Source organism: Bradyrhizobium sp. B039, assembly GCF_038965675.1.
Lineage (GTDB): Bacteria > Pseudomonadota > Alphaproteobacteria > Rhizobiales > Xanthobacteraceae > Bradyrhizobium > Bradyrhizobium diazoefficiens.
Genome location: NZ_CP152416.1, coordinates 51,895 through 72,069, shown reverse-complemented (window position 1 = coordinate 72,069; position 20,175 = coordinate 51,895). Strand labels below are relative to the sequence as shown.

Genomic DNA, 20,175 nt, shown 5'->3' with positions numbered 1-20,175 from the left:
CATGTGACGAACAATCAACGGCTTTGGGAGACCCCCACGCCGAGCCCCCGCTCGCGCCTGGGTCAAACATATAAACTGGGGGATTGAGCGATGATCATCAGCATTGTCGGCGGTGGCGCAACCGGCATCACGATCTTGCGTCATCTGGCGGAGCTCGTGGCATCAGGGCGAGACAACGGCACGATCAGCGGAATTCAGCTCTTCGACAAGTCCGGTTTCGATGGCGGCGTTGCCTATCGCACGCAGAGCGACCGCCATCTGCTCAACATGAAGGCGTCGACGATGTCGATCCGTCCGGGCGACGCGGAAGAGTTTCTGCGCTGGCTTCGAGCCCGCGGCCTCTCCTGCCACGGCAACAAGCACCTGCCGCGGATGGTCTATCGGGACTACCTCGACGCCGTGCGACTGGCCGCGATCGCGCAATGCCGCAGCGCCGGTGTGCCCGTTCATGCCGAACAGGCCGAAATTGTCCGCATGCGGCTCTCGCCGGATCGCGATGTCCTGCTGACGACCGACCGCAACATCACGCATATCTCGTCCGTGCTGATCCTCTGTACCGGTCACAACGCGCCCGACGACCATTACGGCCTGGCCGCAAACCCGAACTACATTCGCGACCCCTACGCCCAATTCACCTTCGCCGATCGCGACGGCGTCGAGGTCGGCATCCTCGGAAGCGGGCTCAGCGCGGTCGACACCGCGGCGGCGCTGGCCAAAACCCACCCGGCCGTCAGGATGACCTGCTTGTCCAGAAGCGGCCTGTTTCCGACGGTGCAGCCGGTGACGCTTCCCGCCACCGCAGATGACTTCCGCGACGCCCTGCATCGCTATGTGGCCAGCCGTGAGCGAATCGAAGCGGACGCCTTTGCCGCCCGCCTTTCCGAACTGCTGCTGGAGACCACCGGAATTCGCTGCGATCTGTCTTGCCGCAACGTCGGCGGCGACGCGCTGGCCGATCTCGAGCACAGCATCGGGCGCGCCGAGTCCGGCGAGCCCAGCGTCTACTCCTATCTCGTCAGTGTCATCGACGTGATGTGCGATGCCTGGAGCCGGATGCGCGATGTCGAGAAGATGCGCTTCATGGACGTCTACAATTCCGGCTGGCTCCGCAATCGTTCGGCGATGCCGCTGGAGAACGCAATCCGTATCCGCGACCTGATGCGCTCGGGCAGGCTCTCGGCCCGCGCCCGGCTGCGCAACGTGACCGGAACCGGCGGCCGATTTCGCGCGATCCTCGGCGACGGCGATCGTCACGACGTCAATTACGTCATCGACGCGACAGGACCGTCCTACCGGCTGGACTCGAGCCCGCTCTATCAGGACATGCAGCGGCAGGGGCTCATCGCGTTCGACGCACTCGGCGGGATTCGCTGCGGCTACGACGACGGCCGTGTCCACGACCGCCACGGCACAGCTCATCCGAACGTGTACGCGGTCGGTGGCCCGACCAAGGGGACGCACTTCTACGCCGCCGCGGTCGACATCAACCTGCGCCGCGCCCAGGAGCACCATTATCTCTAGCGGCCGGGACGAGCCTTGCCCGCATCGTCGACCGATCCGGCTGACGGCTCAGAAGTCGGAAGCGATGCCCTTGCGCTCCCAATCGCCGTAGCGGGTCGGCTCGGGTCCCTTCGGCCCCTGCAATTCCTTCGGCGTCGCCTTGGCGTCGTCCTCGGCCTGGACCGCCGCAGCCTGTCGGCGCGCCTCGGCCTCGGCCAGCGCGCGCTGGGCTGCCGGCGACAGCGGCTTGCGATCGGAAACGGGTGGCTGGTCACTCATCGCCAGGTCTTCTAGCGCAGGACGAGCCGCAATGCGACGTCCAATAACGCATTCCTGAAATCGGGCCCAAAGGGCTGAAAAAGCCGGAAGCGATTCTTACATTTGGCATATTCGCGTGCCAGAGATCGCTTTCTCAAGGCATGCGCCCATATCGGCGGAACTGCCGCTCGCTCAGAACCTTGCTTCCGCATGCCATCTCAACGTTTCGCCCCACCATCCGAAGTGCCTGGTCTCGCGGCGCGGCGGATTGCCGCCGACATCGTCGACGGCGTGCTGCACAAGCACCGCACGCTTGACGACCAGCTCGACGGCAGCGGCGCCCATCCCGGACTGAAGACGCTGGCCGACCGCGACCGCGCGCTGATGCGCCGCCTGGTCGCGACCGTGCTGCGCCGGCTCGGCACGCTCGGCCATGTGCTGTCCCGCCTGCTCGACAAGGGCATTCCCTCCGAAGCACCGCGCGCGCAGAGCGCGCTGCTGATCGGCGCCGCCCAGATCCTCTGGATGGACGTGCCCGATCATGCCGCCGTCGATCTCTCCGTCCGCCTCGTGCAATCCGACCGGCGCGCCGCGCGCTATGCCGGCCTCGTCAACGCCGTGCTGCGCCGCTGTGCGCGCGAGGGCCAGGCGCTGGTCGAGGAAGTCGCCACGCAATCGCTGGACCTGCCGCCATGGCTGCTGGCGCGCTGGCGCGCACATTATGGCGAGGCCGCCGCAAGAGACATGGCGCTGGCGCTCGGCCATGAGCCGTCACTCGATCTGACCGTGAAGTCGGACGCCGAACAATGGGCGAGCCGCCTGCACGGCGAGACGCTGCCGACGGGGACGGTGCGGATGCTGCTGCACGGCTCGGTGACCATGCTGCCCGGCTTCGCCGAGGGACAATGGTGGGTGCAGGATGCCGCCGCCGCATTGCCGGCCCGGCTGTTCGGCGACATCAAGGGCAAGTCCATTGCCGATCTCTGCGCCGCCCCCGGCGGCAAGACCGCGCAACTGGCGCACGCCGGCGCGCATGTCACGGCGATCGACCGCTCGCCCGCCCGGGTCGCACGGCTGCGCGAGAATCTGGCGCGGCTGTCGCTCCAGGCCGAGACCGTTGTCGCTGACGCCGCGGAATGGGCCGGCCCCGCCGAAGGTTTTGACGGTATCCTGATCGACGCGCCCTGCACCTCGACCGGCACGATCCGCCGTCATCCCGACGTGGCCTGGCTGCGACAGGAGTCCGACATCGCCGCCCTGACCGCGCTCCAGCAGCGGCTGCTGCGAAAATCGGTCTCGCTGCTCAAGCCGGGCGGGACGCTGGTCTACTGCACCTGTTCGCTGGAACCCGAAGAGGGCGAACAGGCCATCGCCACGCTGCTGGCCGCAGAGCCTGCGCTTCGCCGCGTCCCGATCGAGGCGTCGGAGGTCTCAGGGCTCTCCGAGATCATCACTGCCGAGGGCGACCTGCGCACCCTGCCCAGCCATCTGCCGAACGCCGATCCCAAGCTCGGCGGGCTCGACGGATTCTTTGCAGCCCGGCTCGTTAAATCCTGATTTTGCACTGGTTTTTGCAACCTCGGCGTTGATTCCCACCGTTCAAGGTGGTGTCAGACGGTCGATTTTGGGATTAATAAGGATTCGTCGGAATCCTCCTCTCCCCCTTCAAGGCAAGGCGTGTCGGTCGCTCAACGCAGACGTATCTCGACGCTGGTGATGAACCGCTTCGCGCGGAACATGCTCGCGCGCGCGAGCGGCGGCTCCGTTGCGCTGTCACGGGTCTGGCCCGGCCGCACCGACCGCCTGATCATCGCACCGCATGATCTGCGCACCGCGGACGCGACCCGCGCCGCCGAGATCTATGCCGGCCGCTTCGTCTTCGCCGGCAAGATCGTCAATTGCCACGGCCGCTCGATCTTCGATCTCGAGCCGCCGTCGGAGGATTGGGAGGTTGCGCTGCTCGGCTTCGGCTGGCTGCGCCATCTGCGCGCCGCCGACACCGCACTGACGCGCGCCAATGCGCGCGCGCTGGTCGAGGACTGGATCGCCAACCCCGCCAACAAGCGCCGCCCCGTCGCGCGGCGCGCCGACGTGCTGGCGCGGCGCGTGATCTCGCTGCTGTCGCAGGCGCCCCTGGTGCTCAACGACACCGACAACAAATTCTACCGCCGCTATCTGCGCGCGCTGGCCCGCGAGATCCGCTTCCTGCGCTACACCATGGTCAACATCCCGGACGGGGTGCCGAAGCTCCAGGTGCTGATCGCGCTGTGCTACACGACACTCTGCCTCGCCAACCAGGCGCGCCATATCCGCAGCGCCTCGAAAAAACTTTCGGACGAGTTGCAGCGGCAGATCCTGCCCGACGGCGGACACATCTCCCGCAATCCGGGCGCGCTGATCGAGCTCCTGATCGACCTCTTGCCGCTGCGGCAGACCTTTGCCGCGCGCAACATCGCGCCGCCGCCGGCGCTGCTCAACGCGATCGACCGCATGATGCCGATGCTGCGCTTCTTTCGGCACGGCGACGGCAATTTCGCGCTGTTCAACGGCATGAGCGCAACGCCCTCGGACCTGCTCGCCACGCTGCTCGCCTATGACGACACCCACGGCGCGCCAATGGCGAACATGCCGCATACCGGCTTCCAGCGCCTCGATGCCGGCCAGACCACACTGATCATCGACACCGGGCCGCCACCGCCGGCCGGCGTCAGCCACGACGCCCATGCCGGCTGCCTGTCGTTCGAATTGTCCTCCGGCATCAGCCGCATCGTCACCAATTGCGGGATGCCGACCACGGGCCGCGACAATTGGCGGCCGTTCGCGCGCAGCACGGCGGCGCATTCGACGCTGACCTATCACGACACCTCTTCATGCCAGTTCGTGGAGATGTCGGCGATGAAGCGGCTGTTGCATGGCTCGCCCGTCACCAGCGGCCCGGTCGAGGTCGAGAGCTATCGCGAGGTCGTTCAGAACGGCACGCTGCTCACGACGTCGCATGACGGCTATCTCGCCAAATTCGGCGCGATCCATCGCCGCGTCCTGATGATCGCCAATGACGGCGCGCGCATCGACGGCGAGGACACGCTGTCGCCGCCGCAAGGCGGACGTTTCAAGGGTGCGGATGCCGATTTCGCGGTCCGCTTCCATCTGCATCCGGCGGTGAAGGCGAGCCGGCTGTCGGATGCCCGCGGCGTCATGCTGGTGCTGCCGAACCGCGACGTCTGGACCTTCGAGGCGCTCGACGACAAGGTCGATCTCGAGGACAGCGTGTTCCTGGCCGGCAATGACGGCCCGCGCCGCACCGCGCAGATCGTGGTCCGGCAGGATGCCCGCCAGGCGCCCTCGCTCCGCTGGAGCTTTGTCCGCTCCACCGCTTCGCCCGCTGTCACCAATGCCCGCCGCAACGCCCGCCGCGAGCCGGAACTTCCGCTGTAAATGCGCACGATTCGGCCCCATCTCATCGTTGTGAAAACGGCCGAAAGCTGCTATCGAGCGCTCGCTCGCGCGACTGGCGACCTTGGATGGAGCACCATCGGGAAGCGCGGGACTTAAGACGCCGCGCGCCTGGGCATAGACACTCCTTAAGACAGAGGATCTTGCTCATGACTGACCATCCCCGCCGCGTCACCCGTGCCCTGCTTTCCGTCTCCGACAAGACCGGCCTGATCGAATTCGCCAAGGCGCTTGCCGCCCATGACGTCGAACTGGTTTCGACCGGCGGCACCGCCAAGGCGATCGCCGCGGCCGGCCTCAAGGTGAAGGACGTTTCCGAGCTGACCGGCTTCCCCGAGATGATGGACGGCCGCGTCAAGACGCTTCATCCGAAGGTGCATGGCGGCCTGCTCGCGATCCGCGACAACAAGGACCATGCGGATGCGATGAAGGCGCACGGCATCGCGCCGATCGATCTGCTCGTCGTCAATCTCTATCCGTTCGAGGCGACCGTAGACAAAGGCGCGGGCTTCGAGGATTGCATCGAGAACATCGACATCGGCGGCCCCGCGATGATCCGCGCCGCCGCCAAGAACCATGACGACGTCGCCGTGGTGGTCGAGGCCGAGGACTACAAGGCGGTGCTCGACGAGCTCGCCGCCAACAAGGGCGCAACCACGCTGAAGCTGCGCCGGCGGCTTGCCGCGAAGGCCTATGCGCGCACCGCGGCCTACGACGCCGCGATCTCGAACTGGTTCAACCGGCAGCTCGAGATCGACGCACCTGATTTCCGCGCCTTCGGCGGCAAATTGATCCAGTCGCTGCGCTACGGCGAGAACCCGCACCAGACCGCGGCATTCTATGCGACTCCCGACAAGCGCCCGGGCGTCTCGACCGCACGGCAGCTGCAGGGCAAGGAGCTCTCCTACAACAACATCAACGACACCGATGCGGCATACGAGTGCATCGGCGAGTTTGACGCCAAGCGCACCGCGGCCTGCGTCATCGTCAAGCACGCCAATCCCTGCGGCGTCGCTGAGGGCTCCGACCTCGTCAGCGCCTATCGCAAAGCGCTCGCCTGCGATTCGACCTCGGCGTTCGGCGGCATCATCGCGATGAACCGCGCGCTCGACGCCGACACCGCGCGCGAGATCACGAAGATCTTCACCGAGGTGATCATCGCGCCCGACGCCAGCGAGGAAGCGATCGCGATCATCGGCGCGCGCAAGAACCTCCGCCTGCTGCTCGCGGGCAGCCTGCCCGACCCGCGCGCGCCGGGCCTCACCGCCAAGACGGTGGCCGGCGGCCTGCTCGTGCAGAGCCGCGACAACGCCGTGGTCGACGACATGACGTTCAAGGTGGTGACCAAGCGTGCGCCCACGGACGCCGAGATGCGCGACCTCAAGTTCGCGTTCCGGGTGGCCAAGCACGTCAAGTCCAACACCATCATCTACGCCAAGGATCTCGCTACCGTCGGCATCGGCGCGGGCCAGATGAGCCGGGTCGATTCAGCCCGCATCGCGGCGCGCAAGGCGCAGGATGCGGCGGCTGAGCTGAAGCTCGCCGAGCCGCTCACCAAGGGCTCGGTGGTGGCCTCGGATGCGTTCTTCCCGTTCGCCGACGGCATGCTCGCCTGCATCGAGGCCGGCGCTACCGCCGTTGTGCAGCCCGGCGGCTCCATGCGCGACGACGAGGTGATCAAGGCCGCCGACGAGCACGGCATCGCCATGGTGTTCACGGGAACGCGGCATTTCAGGCACTGATTTCGCCGTCATTCCGGGGCGCGCGCAGCGCGAACTCTGGTGCGCAATTGCGCACCTGAGAATCTCGCGCGACAACTTCTGGATTCCGGGTTCATCGCTCCGCGATGCCCCGGAATGACGGCGGGAAGCTACTCCCGCACCCGCATCAACAGCCCCAGTCCCGCGACGAAGAACACCACCAGCACGGCCATGCCGGCCTTCTGGCTGGCCGTCACCGCCGTGATCATGCCGATCAGCAGTGGGCCGATGAAGGACGTCACTTTCCCGGTCAGCGCGAACAGGCCGAAATACTGCGCGATGCGATCCTTTGGCGCGAGGCGGATCAGCAACGTGCGCGAGGCAGCCTGAAGCGGACCGCCGGCGGCGCCGATCAGGCAGCCCAGCACGAGATAGGCGCGTTCGGCCGCGCTCGAGAACAGGGGAGCGCCCGGCTGGGGGGCCGCGACCTTGACGAACAGCACGCTGTCCTTGTCGACCAGAAGGATCGCCGCCACCGACAGCAGCAGAATCAGCATGCTGCCGGCGATGACGCGCTTCGGCCCGAGATGATCGTCGAGCTTGCCGCCGAGCCAGGCGCCGAACGCGCCGGCGATGGCGAGCATGATTCCGAAGGTGCCTATCTGGATCGTGTGCCAGCCGAAGGTGCCGGCGGCGTAGATGCCGCCGAATGCGAACAGCGACACCAGGCCGTCGGTGTAGATCATGTTGGCGAGCAGGAACGCCGCGAGCGATTTCTGCTGCGGCAAACTCCTGATCGATTGCTTCAGCTCCGACAGGCCTTTGCGTAGCGCCTCGCGCACCGGCCGCTTCGCCGGATAGTCCGGCGTGAACAGGAACATCGGGGTCACGAAGATGATGAACCACACCCCGGTCAGCGGTCCGGCGGCGCGATCTCCCTGATGGCTGGCCGGATCGAGCCCGAACAGCGGCGCAAAGCCGAGCAGCGTGCGTCCGGTCTCGGGATTCGCAGCGAGCAAGCCGAGCACGATGATCAGGCTGACGATGCCGCCGATGTACCCCGTGGCCCAGCCGGTGCCGGAGAGCCGGCCGATTCGCTCGGGCGGCACCAGGGTCGGCATCATCGCGTTGTTGAAGAGGGTGGCGAATTCCGCGCCGACGCTGGCGAGCGCGACCGCGGTGAGCAGGGGCGGAATGACTGAGGGATCGCCGGGCTTGCCGATCCACAGCGAGCAGGACGCCAGCACCAGCAGCGTGCCGAACCCCGCGATCCATGGTTTCCTGCGGCCCGAGGCATCCGCGATGGCCCCCAGCACCGGCGACATCAGCGCGATGGCGAGGCCCGCAGCCGCCATCGCAAAGCCCCACAGCGATTGGCCTGTGGCAGCATCTGGCGCGATGCTGGTGGCGAAATAGGGCGCGAACACGAAGGTCGTGATCAGCGTGAAATAAGGCTGCGCAGCCCAGTCGAAAAAGATCCAGCTGATGACAGCGGCGCGCGGCGGATAGGTCCGCAGCACGCCGGCCATGCGCGCATCCGAGGCGATCGTCGTCATCACGCAGTCCTCATCACGAACAGTTTTGCCTGTCTTGGGGCAAACCGTATAGCATAAGCGACGCGTGTGAACTGTCCCGAGGACCCGGCGGAAATTTGATGATGTCGTCATTTTCGACCCGGCGGACATTTTTCGCCTTCCTGGCCACTCTGGCGCTTGGTCTGGCATCTGCGACCGCGCAGGATGCGCGGCGGGGCTATGTCCCGCCGGCGCTCGACACGGTGCATGCCGTTGCAGCCGAGCACGGCATGGTGGTGGCGCAGGAAAAGATATCGGCGCAGGTCGGCGCCGATATCCTGCGACGCGGCGGCAATGCCGTCGATGCCGCGGTCGCGACCGGCTTTGCGATGGCGGTGACCTATCCGCGCGCCGGCAATATCGGCGGCGGCGGCTTCATGATGATCCATTCCGCCGAGCGCAACGAGGACATCGCGATCGACTATCGCGAGACCGCGCCGGCAGCGACCACGCCGCAAATCTTCCTCGGCCCCGACGGCAAGCCCGACATTGCGAAGTCGCGCGATTCCGCGCTCGGCATCGGCGTGCCCGGAACCGTCGCAGGCCTTGCCCTGGCATTGGAAAAATATGGCTCGGGCCAGTTCACGCTGGCGCAATTGCTCGAGCCTGCGATCGCGCTCGCCCGCGACGGCTTCGTCGTCAGCGACGACATCGCCGACACGCTCCCGGGCTGGCACCGGCGGCTGACACGCTGGCCTTCGGCGGCCAGGATCTTCTCGCGCCCCGATGGCGCGCCGCTCAGTGACGGCGACAGGCTGGTGCAGGGCGACCTTGCCGATACGCTGGCGGCCGTCGCCGCGCAGGGACCACGCGGCTTCTATGAGGGCGCGGTCGCGGACAAACTCGCCAAGGCCGTGTCCGAGGCGGGCGGCATCATGACGCCAGCCGATCTGAAGACCTATCAGGCGGTGATCCGCACGCCGGTGCGCGGCACTTATCGCGGCTACGACATCGTGTCGATGCCGCTGCCTTCCTCCGGCGGCGTGGTGCTGGTGGAGACCCTCAATATCCTCGAAGGCTTTCAGCTTGCCGATCTCAAGCAGGGATCGCCCGCATCGCTGCATCTCCTGATCGAGGCCATGAAGCGCGCCTATGCGGACCGCGCGCGCTATCTCGGCGATCCCGCCTTCGTCAACGCGCCGATCGAGACCCTCACGGCAAAGGACTACGCCGCCAAGCTGCGCGCGGGCATCTCCACCAGCCGCGCCACGCCGTCGAAGCAGCTGGTGTCCGCCGCCGCCTCGCCGCGCGAAGGCAGCAACACCACGCATTTCTCCGTCGTTGACAGCCGCGGCAACGCCGTCAGCAACACATACACGCTGAACTTCAGCTATGGCGTCGGTCTCGTCGCCGAGGGCACCGGCGTGCTGCTCAACAACGAGCTCGACGATTTCACCGCGGCGGTCGGCGCGTCCAACGCCTACGGCCTTGTCGGCTTCGAGGCCAACCTGCCAGGGCCCGGCAAGCGACCGTTGTCGTCGATGTCGCCGACCATCGTGCTGAAGGACGGCAAGCCGGTGCTGGTGACGGGTTCGCCCGGCGGCAGCCGGATCATCTCCACCGTGCTCCAGGTGATCGTGAACGTGCTCGATTACAAAATGGATGTGGCCGCCGCCGTTGCCACACCGCGGCTGCACCATCAATGGCTGCCGGACGAGGTGCGCGTCGAGCGCGGCTTTCCCGACGATGTCCTGTTCGAGCTGAAGGCGATGGACCATCCCATCGTCGAGCCGATGGGACAGACTTCCGCCAATTCGATCGCGGTGACACCGAATGGCCCCCTCGGCGCACCCGATCCGCGCACACGCGGCGCAGAGGCGGCAGGGCAGTAACTCGTCCGCCGCATGGCACGGAAGCGGGCGCCGGCTTGCGCCCGCTGCTGCGCGTGCTACCACCGCGCAACTTCAAGAAACTGCCGGGGAAACACACATGACCACAGCCGATCCGAACCAGCGCATCGAACGCGCCGAGATCGAGGACACCAGCCTTCTCGCCTTCTATCGCGACATGAACGCGCCGGAGCGGCGGACGTTCTGGGCCTGCGCGGCGGGCTGGGCGCTCGACGGCATGGACTTCATGATCTATCCGCTGGTGATCGGCACCATCATCGCGCTGTGGAAGGTCGATGCGGCCTCGGCGGGTCTCGCCGGCACCGTGACGCTGCTGGCCTCTGCGATCGGCGGCTGGCTCGGCGGCTACCTCTCCGACCATATCGGACGAGTCAGGACGCTCCAGATCACCATCATCTGGTTCTCGTTCTTCTCGCTGGTCTGTGCCGTCGTGCAGAATTTCGACCAGCTCCTGATTGCACGCGCCGTGCTCGGCCTCGGCTTCGGCGGCGAATGGGCGGCGGGCGCCGTGCTGATGGGCGAGGCGATCCGGCCGCAATATCGCGGGCGCGCGGTCGGCTCGGTGCAGTCGGGCTGGGCGGTCGGCTGGGGTCTCGCCGTGCTCTCGCAGGCGATCCTGTTCTCGCTTCTGCCGGCCGAGACGGCCTGGCGCTGGATGTTCGTGATCGGCGCGCTGCCGGCGCTCTTGGTGTTCTACATCCGCCGTTCCGTCACCGAGCCGGAGATCGCAGCCGAGGCCCGTGCCAGGCATGCGGAAACGGGCAGTCATCCGAAGCTTTGGGAGATCTTCACCTTCCCGATGGTGAAGACCACGATCCTGGCGTCGCTGATGGCGACGGGTTGTCAGGGCGGCTACTACGCCGTCACCTTCTGGGTACCGCAGTTCCTGACCAAGGAGCGGCATCTGTCGATCGTCGGCTCGACCGGATATCTCTCGACGCTGATCATCGGCTCCTTCATCGGCTATCTCACCGGCGCTTGGCTCGCCGACCGGATCGGGCGGCGCAATCTGTTTCTGATCTTCTCGCTCGGGGCCATGGCCGTGGTGCTGCTCTATACGCAGCTGCCGCTGACCAACGAGATCCTGTGGGTGCTTGGCTTCCCACTCGGCTTTTTCGCCTCGGGCTATTTCTCGGGGATCGGCGCGTTCCTGACTGAGCTCTATCCGACGCGGCTGCGCGGCTCCGGCCAGGGCTTTTGCTACAATTTCGGCCGCGGCATCGGCGCGCTGTTTCCGTTCCTCGTCGGTGCGCTGTCGGCGACGACGTCGCTTGCGAACGCAATCGCGATGTTTGCGGTGGTAGCCTACGCGCTGTTCTTCATCGCCGCCTTCGCGCTGCCGGAGACGCGCGGTCGCGTGCTGCACGCGGATTGACTACTCGGCGTCATCCCGGGGCGGCTCGAAGAGCCGGACTATGGTGCGCAATTGCGCACCTGAGGATCTCGAGATTGTGGCGCGAGATTCCGGGTTCGGTGCTGCGCACCGCCCCGGAATGACGGGAGAGTGGGCTTACCGCCCCACCTGGTACGGCCCGCCTTTTTCCAGCGCTCTGGCGTAGGCCGGCCGCGCATGGATGCGCTCCAGGAACGCCATCGCCCTGGGATGGCCCTGCTCCAGCCCGCCGCGCGCTTGCGCGGCTTCGAGCGGAAAGCTCATCTGGATGTCGGCTGCGGTGAACTCGTTGCCGGCGAACCACTCGCTCTTCGCAAGCTCGCCTTCCCAGTAATCCATGTGCTGCTTGAGCTGCGGATTGACCAGCGCGGTAAGCGCCTGGTTCGAGACCTTGCGCACCAGCGGACGAAGCAGCGCCGGCGCACGCTTCGGCATCAGCGTGAACAGCAGCTTGAGCAGCAGCGGCTGCATCGCCGAGCCTTCCGCATAGTGCAGCCAGTAGGTGAAGCGCAGTCGCTCCGGCGTGTTCGGCGGCGGGATCAGTCGGCCGTTGCCGTAGGTGGCGATGAGATATTCGATGATCGCGCCTGACTCGGCGATGGTGTTGCCGTTGTCGGTGATGACGGGCGACTTGCCGAGCGGATGGATCGCGCGCAGCTCCTTCGGCGCGCGCATGTCGGGCTGGCGCTGATAACGCGCGATCTCGTAGGGCACGCCCAACTCCTCGAGCAGCCACAGCACGCGCTGCGAGCGGGAATTGTTGAGGTGATGGACGGTCAGCATCGGCGGGATCCCCAGGCTAGGCGTGGTCTGTTCGCCGCGTACGTGCCAGCCCGGGAACGCAATGTCGAGCCATCCGGACGGATATTTTAACCCGGGTATATTGACGCCGATAATTTACCCGGGTATTAAATGATCAACGTCATCGGGATATGGCAATGATTTCAATGCAGAGGACATTCACGGCCTTCCAGGGCCAGCGCCGCCTGGCGTCCGGGTCGGCCGGAGAGGTCGCACTGGTCGTCAAGCGGATCATGCCCACGCCGGACGAGCCCATCATCATCTTCGAGGACGCCACGGGCCGATCGATCGACTTCGATCTGCGCGGCGGCGATCGCGAGGTGCTGGCGCGGGTCGCGAAGCTTGTCCCGCCTCCGGTTGAGGAGACCGCACCACCGAGCGAGCCGCGCGGGCGCGGCCGGCCGAAGCTCGGCGTGGTCGCGCGCGAGGTAACGCTGCTGCCGCGGCACTGGGAATGGCTCAACGCGCAGCCGGGCGGCGCCTCGGTCGCGCTGCGGAAACTCGTCGACGAGGCACGGCGTGCCAGTGGCGACAAGGACCGAGAGCGGCAGGCGCGCGATGCGGCCTATCACTTCATGTCGACCATGGCGGGCAACCTGCCGCAGTTCGAGGAAGCTTCGCGGGCATTGTTCGCGGATGACCGGCGGCGCTTCACCGGGCTGATCGCCGACTGGCCGACTGATATCCGCGACCACATCGTCAAGCTCGCCTACAGCGACCGCGCGTAAACCGCGCGGCGCTTTCCCTCAACCCTATCGACGGCCCAAGCCGCGCCTCGCGCGGCAACGGCTTCGCACGCCCTGATGAAAGGCAAATCCATGTCCGCCGCCACGCCACTCTGGACAACATTCCTGCGCTTCCTCGCGCCCCTGATGCTGAGCAACGCGCTGCAATCGCTGTTCGGCACCGTCAGCAACGTCTATCTCGGCCAGATGATCGGCGTCGACGCGCTCGCGGCGGTCTCGGCGTTCTTTCCGGTGATGTTCTTTCTGTTCGCCTTCGTCATGGGCTTGAGCACCGGCGCCACGGTGCTGATCGGCCACGCGTTTGGCGCCGGTGAACATGGCCGGATCAAAATCGTTGTTGGCACGACGCTCGCGGTCGGCCTGCTGCTCTCGATCTCGATTGCACTGGTCGGCGGGTTGTTCAGCCGGCCATTGATGATGGCACTTGCGACGCCCACGGACATTCTCGACCAGGCCAGCGCTTATGCGCGCGTCATGCTGCTCACGATGCCGCTCGGTTTCGTCTTCCTGCTGATGACGGCGATGATCCGCGGTGTCGGCGATGGGCTCACGCCTCTGCTGGCGCTGGCGCTGTCGACCGCGATCGGCCTGATCCTGACGCCAATGCTGATCCGCGGCGCGTTCGGATTGCCGGCGGCCGGCATCACCAGCCCGGCATGGGCTGCCGCGATCGCCAACATTGCGACGCTGATCGTGCTGGCCCTCTATTTGCTGCGGAAGAAACATGCGCTTGCTCCCGATGCCGCGCTGCTGCGTCATCTGCGGCTCAACGGCGCGGTGCTCGGCAAGGTCCTCGGCATCGGATTGCCGAGCGCGATCGGCATGGTGGTGATGGCGATCGCCGAGCTGGTGCTGCTCGGCCTCGTCAACGGCTTTGGCTCCGACGCCACCGCGGCCTATGGCGCCGTCAACCAGGTGATGGGCTATACGCAGTTCACGGCGATGTCGATCTCGATCACAGTCTCGATCCTCGGCGCGCAGGCCGTCGGCGGCGGCGACAGGGGCCGGCTCGACGGCATCGTTCGCACAGGCCTCGCGTTCAACCTCGTCCTGACCGGCGGCCTCGTGGCGTTGATCTATCTCGCGCCACGCGCCGTGCTCGGCATCTTCATCACCGATGGCGCCGTGCTCGATCTGGCGAAGGAGTTGCTCACCATCGCCTTGTGGAGCTCGGTGCCGTTCGGCCTGGCAACGGTGTTTTCCGGCGCCATGCGCGCCGCCGGCGTGGCGCTGACGCCGATGCTGCTTTCGATCTTCGCGATTCTCGCGATCGAGCTGCCGGCCGCGGTCATCCTGAGCCGCACGATTGGCCTGAAGGGCGTATGGGCCGCCTATCCGATCGTGTTCTGCGCCATGTTCGTTTTGCAGATGGGCTATTACCTCCTGGTGTGGCGCAAGCGGACGATCCGGCGTCTGATCTGAGCCGGATCATCAAGGTATTATGACCATCATTAAACGGTGGACCTGTGGCGCGCGCTGCGCCAGAATGGACGAAAAGCCAGATCAAAAGTCAGGTCAGGGAGAACGATTTTGACCCGCACAGCCCCGCAATTCCTGTTCGATTTCGGCAGCCCGAACGCCTATCTCAGCCATCTGGCGATCCCGGCGATCGAGCAGCGCATCGGCGTCAAATTCGAGTATGTGCCGATCCTGCTCGGCGGCATCTTCAAGTCGACCAACAACAAGTCGCCGGCCGAGACGCTCGCCGGCGTCAAGAACAAGCGTGAATTCCAGGCGGTCGAGACCGAGCGCTTCATCAAGCGCTTCAAGGTTCAGCCCTATGTCTGGAATCCGCACTTCCCCGTCAACACGCTGAACCTGATGCGCGCCGCGATCGCGGCGCAGCTCGAGGGCGTGTTCGAGAAATACGTCGAGGCCGCCTTCCACCACATGTGGCGCGAGCCGAAGAAGATGGACGACCCGGAAATCGCGGCGAAGGCGCTGGCATCCTCCGGCCTCGATGCGCAAAAGCTGTTCGCCCGCGCCCAGGAGCCCGAGGTCAAGGGCAAGCTGATCAAGAACACCGAAGAGGCGGTCGCGCGCGGCGCGTTCGGCTCGCCGACCTTTTTCGTGGGCAACGAGATGTTTTTTGGCAAGGAGCAGCTGCGCGAGGTCGAGGAGATGGTATCGGGAAAGTGATTCCCTCATCGCGCGGAAAGCTAGCAATCTCCCCGACGTCGTCCTGGCGAAGGCCAGGACCCATAGCCGCCAAAGGTTATTGATGTGACGAGCTGGGGCTCCAACTTGTCCGACAACATGCAGTCGGGGTAATGGGTCCTGGCTCCCGTGCGCAATTGCGCAACTAGGCCAGGACGACAGCAAAAAGAAAAAAGGACAATCCCATGCGCATCCTCGTGGTCGGCGCCGGCGCCATCGGCGGCTATTTTGGTGGCAGGCTGTTGCAGGCCGGCCGCGACGTCACCTTCCTGGTCCGGCCGCGGCGCGCCGGCGAGCTTGCGAGCGCCGGCCTCGTCATCAAGAGCCCGAACGGCGACGTGACGCTGAAGGCTCCACCGACGGTCGAGGCCGACAAGCTGAAGGACAAGTTCGACGTCGTGCTCCTGAGCTGCAAGGCGTTCGATCTCGACGATGCCATCAAGTCGTTCGCGGCGGCGGTCGGGCCTGATACGGCGATCATTCCGATGCTGAATGGCATGAAGCATCTCGATACGTTGGATGCCAGGTTCGGCAAGGAGCGCGTGCTCGGCGGGCTCTGCGCCATCGCAGCGACCTTGAGCGAGAAGCGCGAGGTGGTGCAGCTCCAGCCGATGCAGGCGATCAGCTACGGCGAGCGCGACGGCAAGCTGTCCGACCGGGTCCGGGCGATCGACGAAGCCTTCAAGAGCGGCATCGTTGGGGCCACCGCCAGCCAGAACATCATGCAGGACATGTGGGAGAAGTGGGTGTTCCTCTCCTCGCTCGCGGCCTCCACCAGCCTGATGCGCGCCTCCGTCGGCAACATCCTCGCCGCCCCCGGCGGCAGGGATTTCCTGCTCGGCATACTCGATGAGACCAGTGAGATTGCCACCGCGTCAGGCTATCCGCCAGGAGGCCCGTTCTTCGAGCGGGTGAAGGGCAACCTCACCACCGAGGGCTCGCCGATGACCGCCTCGATGTTCCGCGACATCAAGGCCGGCCTGCCGGTCGAGGCCGATCACGTCGTCGGCGATCTCATCGCACGCGGCGATGCCGCCAAGGTGCCGCTGCCGAAGCTGCGCATCGCCTATACGCATTTGAAGGCGTATGAGAAGCAGCGGGCGGGGTAGCGGCCCGCTACACACTCGGGTGTCGTCCCGGACAAGCGTAAGCGCAGATCCGGGACCCATAACCACGAGAATACATCGTACGCGACGTCGTCACTCCGAGTCCCCATAACCACATCTTTCTGTGGTTATGGATCCCGGATCTGCGCGCGCTTGGGGCGCGCTTGTCCGGGATGACGGCGGAGTGTGGAGCTACTGCAGATGCGCCAGATAATGCGCGACCGCCGTAATCTCTTCTTCGCTCATCGCGTAGGCGACATCGGCCATCGCGGCGACGCCGCCGCCGACGCGCTGGCCGGCCTTGTAGTCGTGCAGCGCCTTCACGAGATATTCCTCGCGCTGGCCGGCGAGGCGCGCGACGGCCTTGGTGCCCGCGTAAGTGTCCGTGTGGCATGAGGCACAGCGGCGACCGGCCGCGACTTGTGTGCCTTTCTTCGACAGATCGGGATCCTGATCTTCCGGCCCCTTCGGCGGCGCGAGCTGCGAGAAGTAAGCCCCTAGATTGCGGATGTCCTCGTTGTTGATCTCTTCGACGATCGGCTGCATCTGCTCGTTCTTGCGCGAGCCGGCGCGGAAGAAAACCAGCTGCCATTGCAGGAATTGATCGGGCTGGCCCGCGAGCGAGGGGATGTTCTCGGTCTGCGAGATACCGTTCTCGCCGTGACAGCCGGCGCAGACCTCAGCCTTGGCCTTGCCGGCGGCAGTGTCGGCGGCATCGGCCGGGCAGAAGCCCAGCGTGACAAGCGCAATCGCGCTGATTGCGTGCGAGATGAACTGCCGGCGCATGATGGGGATTCCGATCTATCGAGATTGTCATTCCGGGGCGTGCGAAGCACGAGCCCGGAATCCATAACCACCAGTCGTGGTTATGGGTTCCGGACTTGCGCGCAAGGGCGCGCAATCCGGAACGACGGTCATTCACGAAAAAGGCTGCGGCCGCCTCATGCCCACCGCAGCCTTTGATTCGCCCGCGCGCTACTTCTTGCTGTAGCTGATGCGATAGATCGCACCGGCCCAGTCGTCGGCGACGAGGATCGAACCGTCCTTGGCGAGGATGATGTCGTTGGGACGGCCGAGATAGCCCTGGTCACCCTCGATCCAGCCGGAGGCGAACACCTCCTGCTTGGCATTCTTGCCGTCGGGCCCGACGATCACGCGCATGATGCGGCCGCCCTGGTATTTGTGGCGATTCCAGGAGCCGTGTTCGGCGATCAGGATGTTGTTCTTGTACTCGGCGGGGAATTGATCGCCGGTGTAGAACTTCATGCCGAGCGGAGCGACGTGCGCGCCGAGATTCAGCACGGGCGGCGTGAACTCGGAGCACTTGTGACCCATCGCGAACTTCGGATCGGGCAGGTCACCCTGGTGGCAATAGGGATAGCCGAAATGCTCGCCCATCTTCGAGATCATGTTCAGCTTGTCGCTGGGCAGATCGTCGCTGATCCAGTCGCGCGCGTTCTCGGTGAACCAGTACTTGCCGGTACGCGGATCGACGTCGCCGCCGACCGAGTTGCGAACGCCGAGCGCATAGATTTCGGCGTTGCCGGTCTTGGGATCGACGCGGCGGATCTGCGAGACGCTGGTCGGGGGAACGCCGACGTTGAAGGGCGGTCCGAACGGCAGGTAGAACCAGCCTTCCTTGTCGACTGCGATGTACTTCCAGCCATGCGCGGCATAGGAGGGCATGTCGTCATAGACGACCTTGCCGTCGCCGAGCTTGTCCAGATTGGCTTCCGCGTTGTCGTAGCGGATCAGCTTGTCGACCGCGATGACGTAGAGCGCGCCGTCCTTGAAGGCGAGACCGGTGGGCATGTTCAGCCCCTTCAGGATGGTCTTGACCTCTTTCTTGCCGTTGTTGTCCTTGATGGCATAGACGTTGCCGAGGCCGAACGAGCCGACGAACAGCGTGCCCTTGTCACCCCAGGCCATCTGCCGCGCGGCGAGAACGCCGGGTGCATAGACCTCGATCTTGAAGCCGGCAGGCAGCTTGATCTTCTTCATCATCGCCGCGAGCTCGGCCTCCGACGCACCGGTCGGTGGACCCGACGGCGGCGCGAGGCCCTTCTGCGCCTCGGTCTCGTCGCCCAGGAACCAGTCATCCGGCGGATGGGTCCAGAACTCCTTGGTGCCGGATTCGTATTTCTTCAGCGGCTTGTTCTTGTCCTGCTGTTGCGCATTGCCGGCGCTGGTCCCCGCGAGAAGCGCAACCGCTGCAAGCGCCAGGACGGATTGAAAGACGGATTGATGGAATTTCATCGCGTCACTCCCCTAAGGCAGCCGTCAGGGCTGCACGTTATTTTGTTTTGCTAGTCGAGAGGCGAAGTTTGGAGCCTGTCGAGGCGACAGACGCAAAAAGGTTAGCACATCTGCGAGCGGTGAGAAGCGCGCCGCGTGCACTGCGGTTGCGCTCAATAAAAATTGAGACGGAATCTCTCTGAAGGCGAACGCGGCAGCGAAAACGATCTCGCTGCAACGCGGCATCGACGTGGCGCGTGGCTGATTTTCAGGCAGTAGGAGAGGCGGCCGCACAAAAACGCGAAAACAACCCCATGCACAGTAGACCGGCAAAGACCATGCTGCGCCCGGTGACGCCAGGCAGACGTTTGACGCGTCGAGCAAAACAGCAAAGGCGGCGCTTACGAGGCGACGGGGTAGGGTCCGTCGTCAAACACCGCATCATGATAGCCCTTCGACCCGACCTCGCGCGCCAGCGCGCTGCGAAAATCCTGTCCCGCGCGGAGGCTGTGCAGCACATGCGCGAAGTCGAATTCCGGCCGCCACCCCAGCTCGTGCCGCGCACGATCGTTGACGTAGACGCGATCGATCTGCGGAAACAGGCGCCAGCCGTTCGCCGCATAGAGCTGCGCGCAATCCGGATAGAGCTCGCGGACGACGCCGGCCGCGTCGCGCGCCAGCGCCGCGAGATGGTGCGGCTCGAACGGGCTCGTGGCCGACACGATGTAGCGGGCGAAGCCGAGGTCGGGCGCGCGCTGGACGGCGAGCAGATGGGCGCTCACCGCGTCCGCTATATCCAGCCGGCGATAGAGCAGCTCGTTGGCCTGCGCGTTGTCCAACGCGTAAGCCGACCGCATCGAAGGATCGTCGTCGTCCTCGGGGAAGAAGCGCGAGGTCCGCAAGACAACGACCGGCAGCCCGCGCTCGCGAAAGAACAGCTCGCACAAATTCTCCGCCATCAGCTTGGTCGTGCCGTAGATGTTCTTCGGCACCGGCGACAGGTCCTCGGTGACCCACACCGCGGCCTGCCCGGCTTCGGGGCGGAGCTGCGAGCCGAACGCGCTGGTGGTGCTGGTGAAGACGAAGCTGCGCACGCCGGCGGCCACGGCCGCCTCGAGCAGATTGAGCGTGCCTGTCACGTTGGTGTCGACGAAGTCCTGCTTGCCGTGGGTCGCCACATGCGGCTTGTGCAGCGTCGCGGCGTGGATCACGGCGGTGACGCCGTCCATCTGACGCCGCACGAAGTCCGGATCGACGATCGAGCCGACGGCATCGGTGAAGGGCGATGGCTTCAGGTCGACCCCGCGCGCAGCTGACCCGCGCCCGCGGAGCGTGCGGAGAAGGGCCTCCCCGAGATGGCCCGCGCTGCCGGTGATGAGAATTGTCATTGCAGACCCAATAC

At 65.6% G+C, this 20,175-nt stretch carries 16 protein-coding genes and 1 riboswitch; of the genes, 10 read left to right on the top strand and 6 right to left on the bottom strand.

What is annotated here, in order from left to right:
- Positions 1–90: 90 nt before the first annotated feature.
- Positions 91–1,521, top strand: coding sequence for an FAD/NAD(P)-binding domain-containing protein (locus tag AAFG50_RS00340; protein ID WP_028174956.1), 1,431 nt, complete (start codon positions 91–93; stop codon positions 1,519–1,521).
- A gap of 48 nt (positions 1,522–1,569) precedes the next feature.
- Here AAFG50_RS00340 and AAFG50_RS00335 read toward each other — a convergent pair whose 3' ends face one another.
- Positions 1,570–1,779 carry a DUF1674 domain-containing protein gene (locus tag AAFG50_RS00335; RefSeq protein WP_028174957.1) on the bottom strand — a complete coding sequence of 70 codons (210 nt, stop codon included), beginning with the start codon at positions 1,777–1,779 and terminating at the stop codon, positions 1,570–1,572.
- A 189-nt stretch (positions 1,780–1,968) separates the two neighbouring features.
- Here AAFG50_RS00335 and AAFG50_RS00330 point away from each other — a divergent pair, with 189 nt between their 5' ends.
- The 3 genes from AAFG50_RS00330 to purH all read left to right on the top strand — a co-directional run bounded on the left by AAFG50_RS00330 (position 1,969) and on the right by purH (position 6,953).
- On the top strand, positions 1,969–3,315 hold the full coding sequence (locus AAFG50_RS00330; RefSeq protein ID WP_028174958.1) for a transcription antitermination factor NusB: 1,347 nt from the start codon (positions 1,969–1,971) through the stop codon (positions 3,313–3,315).
- A 159-nt stretch (positions 3,316–3,474) separates the two neighbouring features.
- On the top strand, positions 3,475–5,193 hold the full coding sequence (locus AAFG50_RS00325) for a heparinase II/III family protein (RefSeq protein ID WP_028174959.1): 1,719 nt from the start codon (positions 3,475–3,477) through the stop codon (positions 5,191–5,193).
- 59 nt (positions 5,194–5,252) lie between these two features.
- Positions 5,253–5,335, top strand: a riboswitch (ZMP/ZTP riboswitch).
- 25 nt (positions 5,336–5,360) lie between these two features.
- Positions 5,361–6,953: a bifunctional phosphoribosylaminoimidazolecarboxamide formyltransferase/IMP cyclohydrolase gene (gene purH, locus AAFG50_RS00320; RefSeq protein WP_028174960.1), complete on the top strand. Its 1,593-nt coding sequence runs from the start codon at positions 5,361–5,363 to the stop codon at positions 6,951–6,953.
- Between the two features lie 128 nt (positions 6,954–7,081).
- On the opposite strand, the gene AAFG50_RS00315 is transcribed toward purH, so the two are convergent.
- On the bottom strand, positions 7,082–8,467 hold the full coding sequence (locus tag AAFG50_RS00315) for an MFS transporter (RefSeq protein WP_028174961.1): 1,386 nt from the start codon (positions 8,465–8,467) through the stop codon (positions 7,082–7,084).
- A 98-nt stretch (positions 8,468–8,565) separates the two neighbouring features.
- Between AAFG50_RS00315 and ggt the strand changes: the two genes are divergently transcribed.
- Positions 8,566–10,317 (top strand): gamma-glutamyltransferase, encoded by a 1,752-nt coding sequence (gene ggt, locus AAFG50_RS00310; protein WP_074076448.1) that lies wholly within the window; start codon positions 8,566–8,568, stop codon positions 10,315–10,317.
- A gap of 97 nt (positions 10,318–10,414) precedes the next feature.
- Entirely contained in the window at positions 10,415–11,710 is a 1,296-nt protein-coding gene (locus AAFG50_RS00305) for an MFS transporter (protein WP_028174963.1), read from the top strand.
- Positions 11,711–11,845: 135 nt separating this feature from the next.
- Here the strand turns inward: AAFG50_RS00305 and AAFG50_RS00300 are convergent, their stop codons facing one another.
- A complete protein-coding gene (locus tag AAFG50_RS00300; protein WP_011083414.1) occupies positions 11,846–12,511 on the bottom strand; it encodes a glutathione S-transferase in 666 nt (221 codons plus the stop codon).
- A gap of 149 nt (positions 12,512–12,660) precedes the next feature.
- On the opposite strand from AAFG50_RS00300, the gene AAFG50_RS00295 reads away from it, so the two are divergent.
- The 4 genes from AAFG50_RS00295 to panE all read left to right on the top strand — a co-directional run bounded on the left by AAFG50_RS00295 (position 12,661) and on the right by panE (position 16,541).
- The gene (locus tag AAFG50_RS00295) at positions 12,661–13,257 is read left to right on the top strand and encodes a DUF2239 family protein (protein WP_074076449.1); all 597 of its coding nucleotides are present in this window, start codon (positions 12,661–12,663) and stop codon (positions 13,255–13,257) included.
- A 90-nt stretch (positions 13,258–13,347) separates the two neighbouring features.
- Entirely contained in the window at positions 13,348–14,697 is a 1,350-nt protein-coding gene (locus AAFG50_RS00290) for an MATE family efflux transporter (RefSeq protein WP_028174965.1), read from the top strand.
- Between the two features lie 108 nt (positions 14,698–14,805).
- Positions 14,806–15,414, top strand: coding sequence for a 2-hydroxychromene-2-carboxylate isomerase (locus AAFG50_RS00285; RefSeq protein WP_028174966.1), 609 nt, complete (start codon positions 14,806–14,808; stop codon positions 15,412–15,414).
- Between the two features lie 203 nt (positions 15,415–15,617).
- Positions 15,618–16,541 (top strand): 2-dehydropantoate 2-reductase, encoded by a 924-nt coding sequence (panE, locus tag AAFG50_RS00280; RefSeq protein ID WP_011083418.1) that lies wholly within the window; start codon positions 15,618–15,620, stop codon positions 16,539–16,541.
- A gap of 189 nt (positions 16,542–16,730) precedes the next feature.
- Here panE and AAFG50_RS00275 read toward each other — a convergent pair whose 3' ends face one another.
- The 3 genes from AAFG50_RS00275 to AAFG50_RS00265 form a co-directional block, all read right to left on the bottom strand.
- Positions 16,731–17,324, bottom strand: a complete 594-nt coding sequence (locus AAFG50_RS00275; RefSeq protein WP_028174967.1) for a c-type cytochrome — start codon at positions 17,322–17,324, stop codon at positions 16,731–16,733.
- Between the two features lie 189 nt (positions 17,325–17,513).
- Positions 17,514–18,794 carry a PQQ-dependent sugar dehydrogenase gene (locus AAFG50_RS00270; protein ID WP_028174968.1) on the bottom strand — a complete coding sequence of 427 codons (1,281 nt, stop codon included), beginning with the start codon at positions 18,792–18,794 and terminating at the stop codon, positions 17,514–17,516.
- A 380-nt stretch (positions 18,795–19,174) separates the two neighbouring features.
- Positions 19,175–20,161, bottom strand: a complete 987-nt coding sequence (locus tag AAFG50_RS00265) for an NAD(P)-dependent oxidoreductase (RefSeq protein ID WP_028174969.1) — start codon at positions 20,159–20,161, stop codon at positions 19,175–19,177.
- Between the last annotated feature and the right edge of the window lie 14 nt (positions 20,162–20,175).

Coding starts and splice junctions, on each gene's coding strand:
- AAFG50_RS00295 (WP_074076449.1), top strand. CDS start 12,661: ATGGCAATGATTTCAATGCAGAGGACATTCACGGCCTTCCAGGGCCAG.
- AAFG50_RS00265 (WP_028174969.1), bottom strand. CDS start 20,161: ATGACAATTCTCATCACCGGCAGCGCGGGCCATCTCGGGGAGGCCCTT.
- AAFG50_RS00305 (WP_028174963.1), top strand. CDS start 10,415: ATGACCACAGCCGATCCGAACCAGCGCATCGAACGCGCCGAGATCGAG.
- panE (WP_011083418.1), top strand. CDS start 15,618: ATGCGCATCCTCGTGGTCGGCGCCGGCGCCATCGGCGGCTATTTTGGT.
- AAFG50_RS00290 (WP_028174965.1), top strand. CDS start 13,348: ATGTCCGCCGCCACGCCACTCTGGACAACATTCCTGCGCTTCCTCGCG.
- AAFG50_RS00300 (WP_011083414.1), bottom strand. CDS start 12,511: ATGCTGACCGTCCATCACCTCAACAATTCCCGCTCGCAGCGCGTGCTG.
- purH (WP_028174960.1), top strand. CDS start 5,361: ATGACTGACCATCCCCGCCGCGTCACCCGTGCCCTGCTTTCCGTCTCC.
- AAFG50_RS00335 (WP_028174957.1), bottom strand. CDS start 1,779: ATGAGTGACCAGCCACCCGTTTCCGATCGCAAGCCGCTGTCGCCGGCA.
- AAFG50_RS00315 (WP_028174961.1), bottom strand. CDS start 8,467: ATGACGACGATCGCCTCGGATGCGCGCATGGCCGGCGTGCTGCGGACC.
- AAFG50_RS00330 (WP_028174958.1), top strand. CDS start 1,969: ATGCCATCTCAACGTTTCGCCCCACCATCCGAAGTGCCTGGTCTCGCG.
- ggt (WP_074076448.1), top strand. CDS start 8,566: ATGATGTCGTCATTTTCGACCCGGCGGACATTTTTCGCCTTCCTGGCC.
- AAFG50_RS00340 (WP_028174956.1), top strand. CDS start 91: ATGATCATCAGCATTGTCGGCGGTGGCGCAACCGGCATCACGATCTTG.
- AAFG50_RS00270 (WP_028174968.1), bottom strand. CDS start 18,794: ATGAAATTCCATCAATCCGTCTTTCAATCCGTCCTGGCGCTTGCAGCG.
- AAFG50_RS00275 (WP_028174967.1), bottom strand. CDS start 17,324: ATGCGCCGGCAGTTCATCTCGCACGCAATCAGCGCGATTGCGCTTGTC.
- AAFG50_RS00325 (WP_028174959.1), top strand. CDS start 3,475: ATGAACCGCTTCGCGCGGAACATGCTCGCGCGCGCGAGCGGCGGCTCC.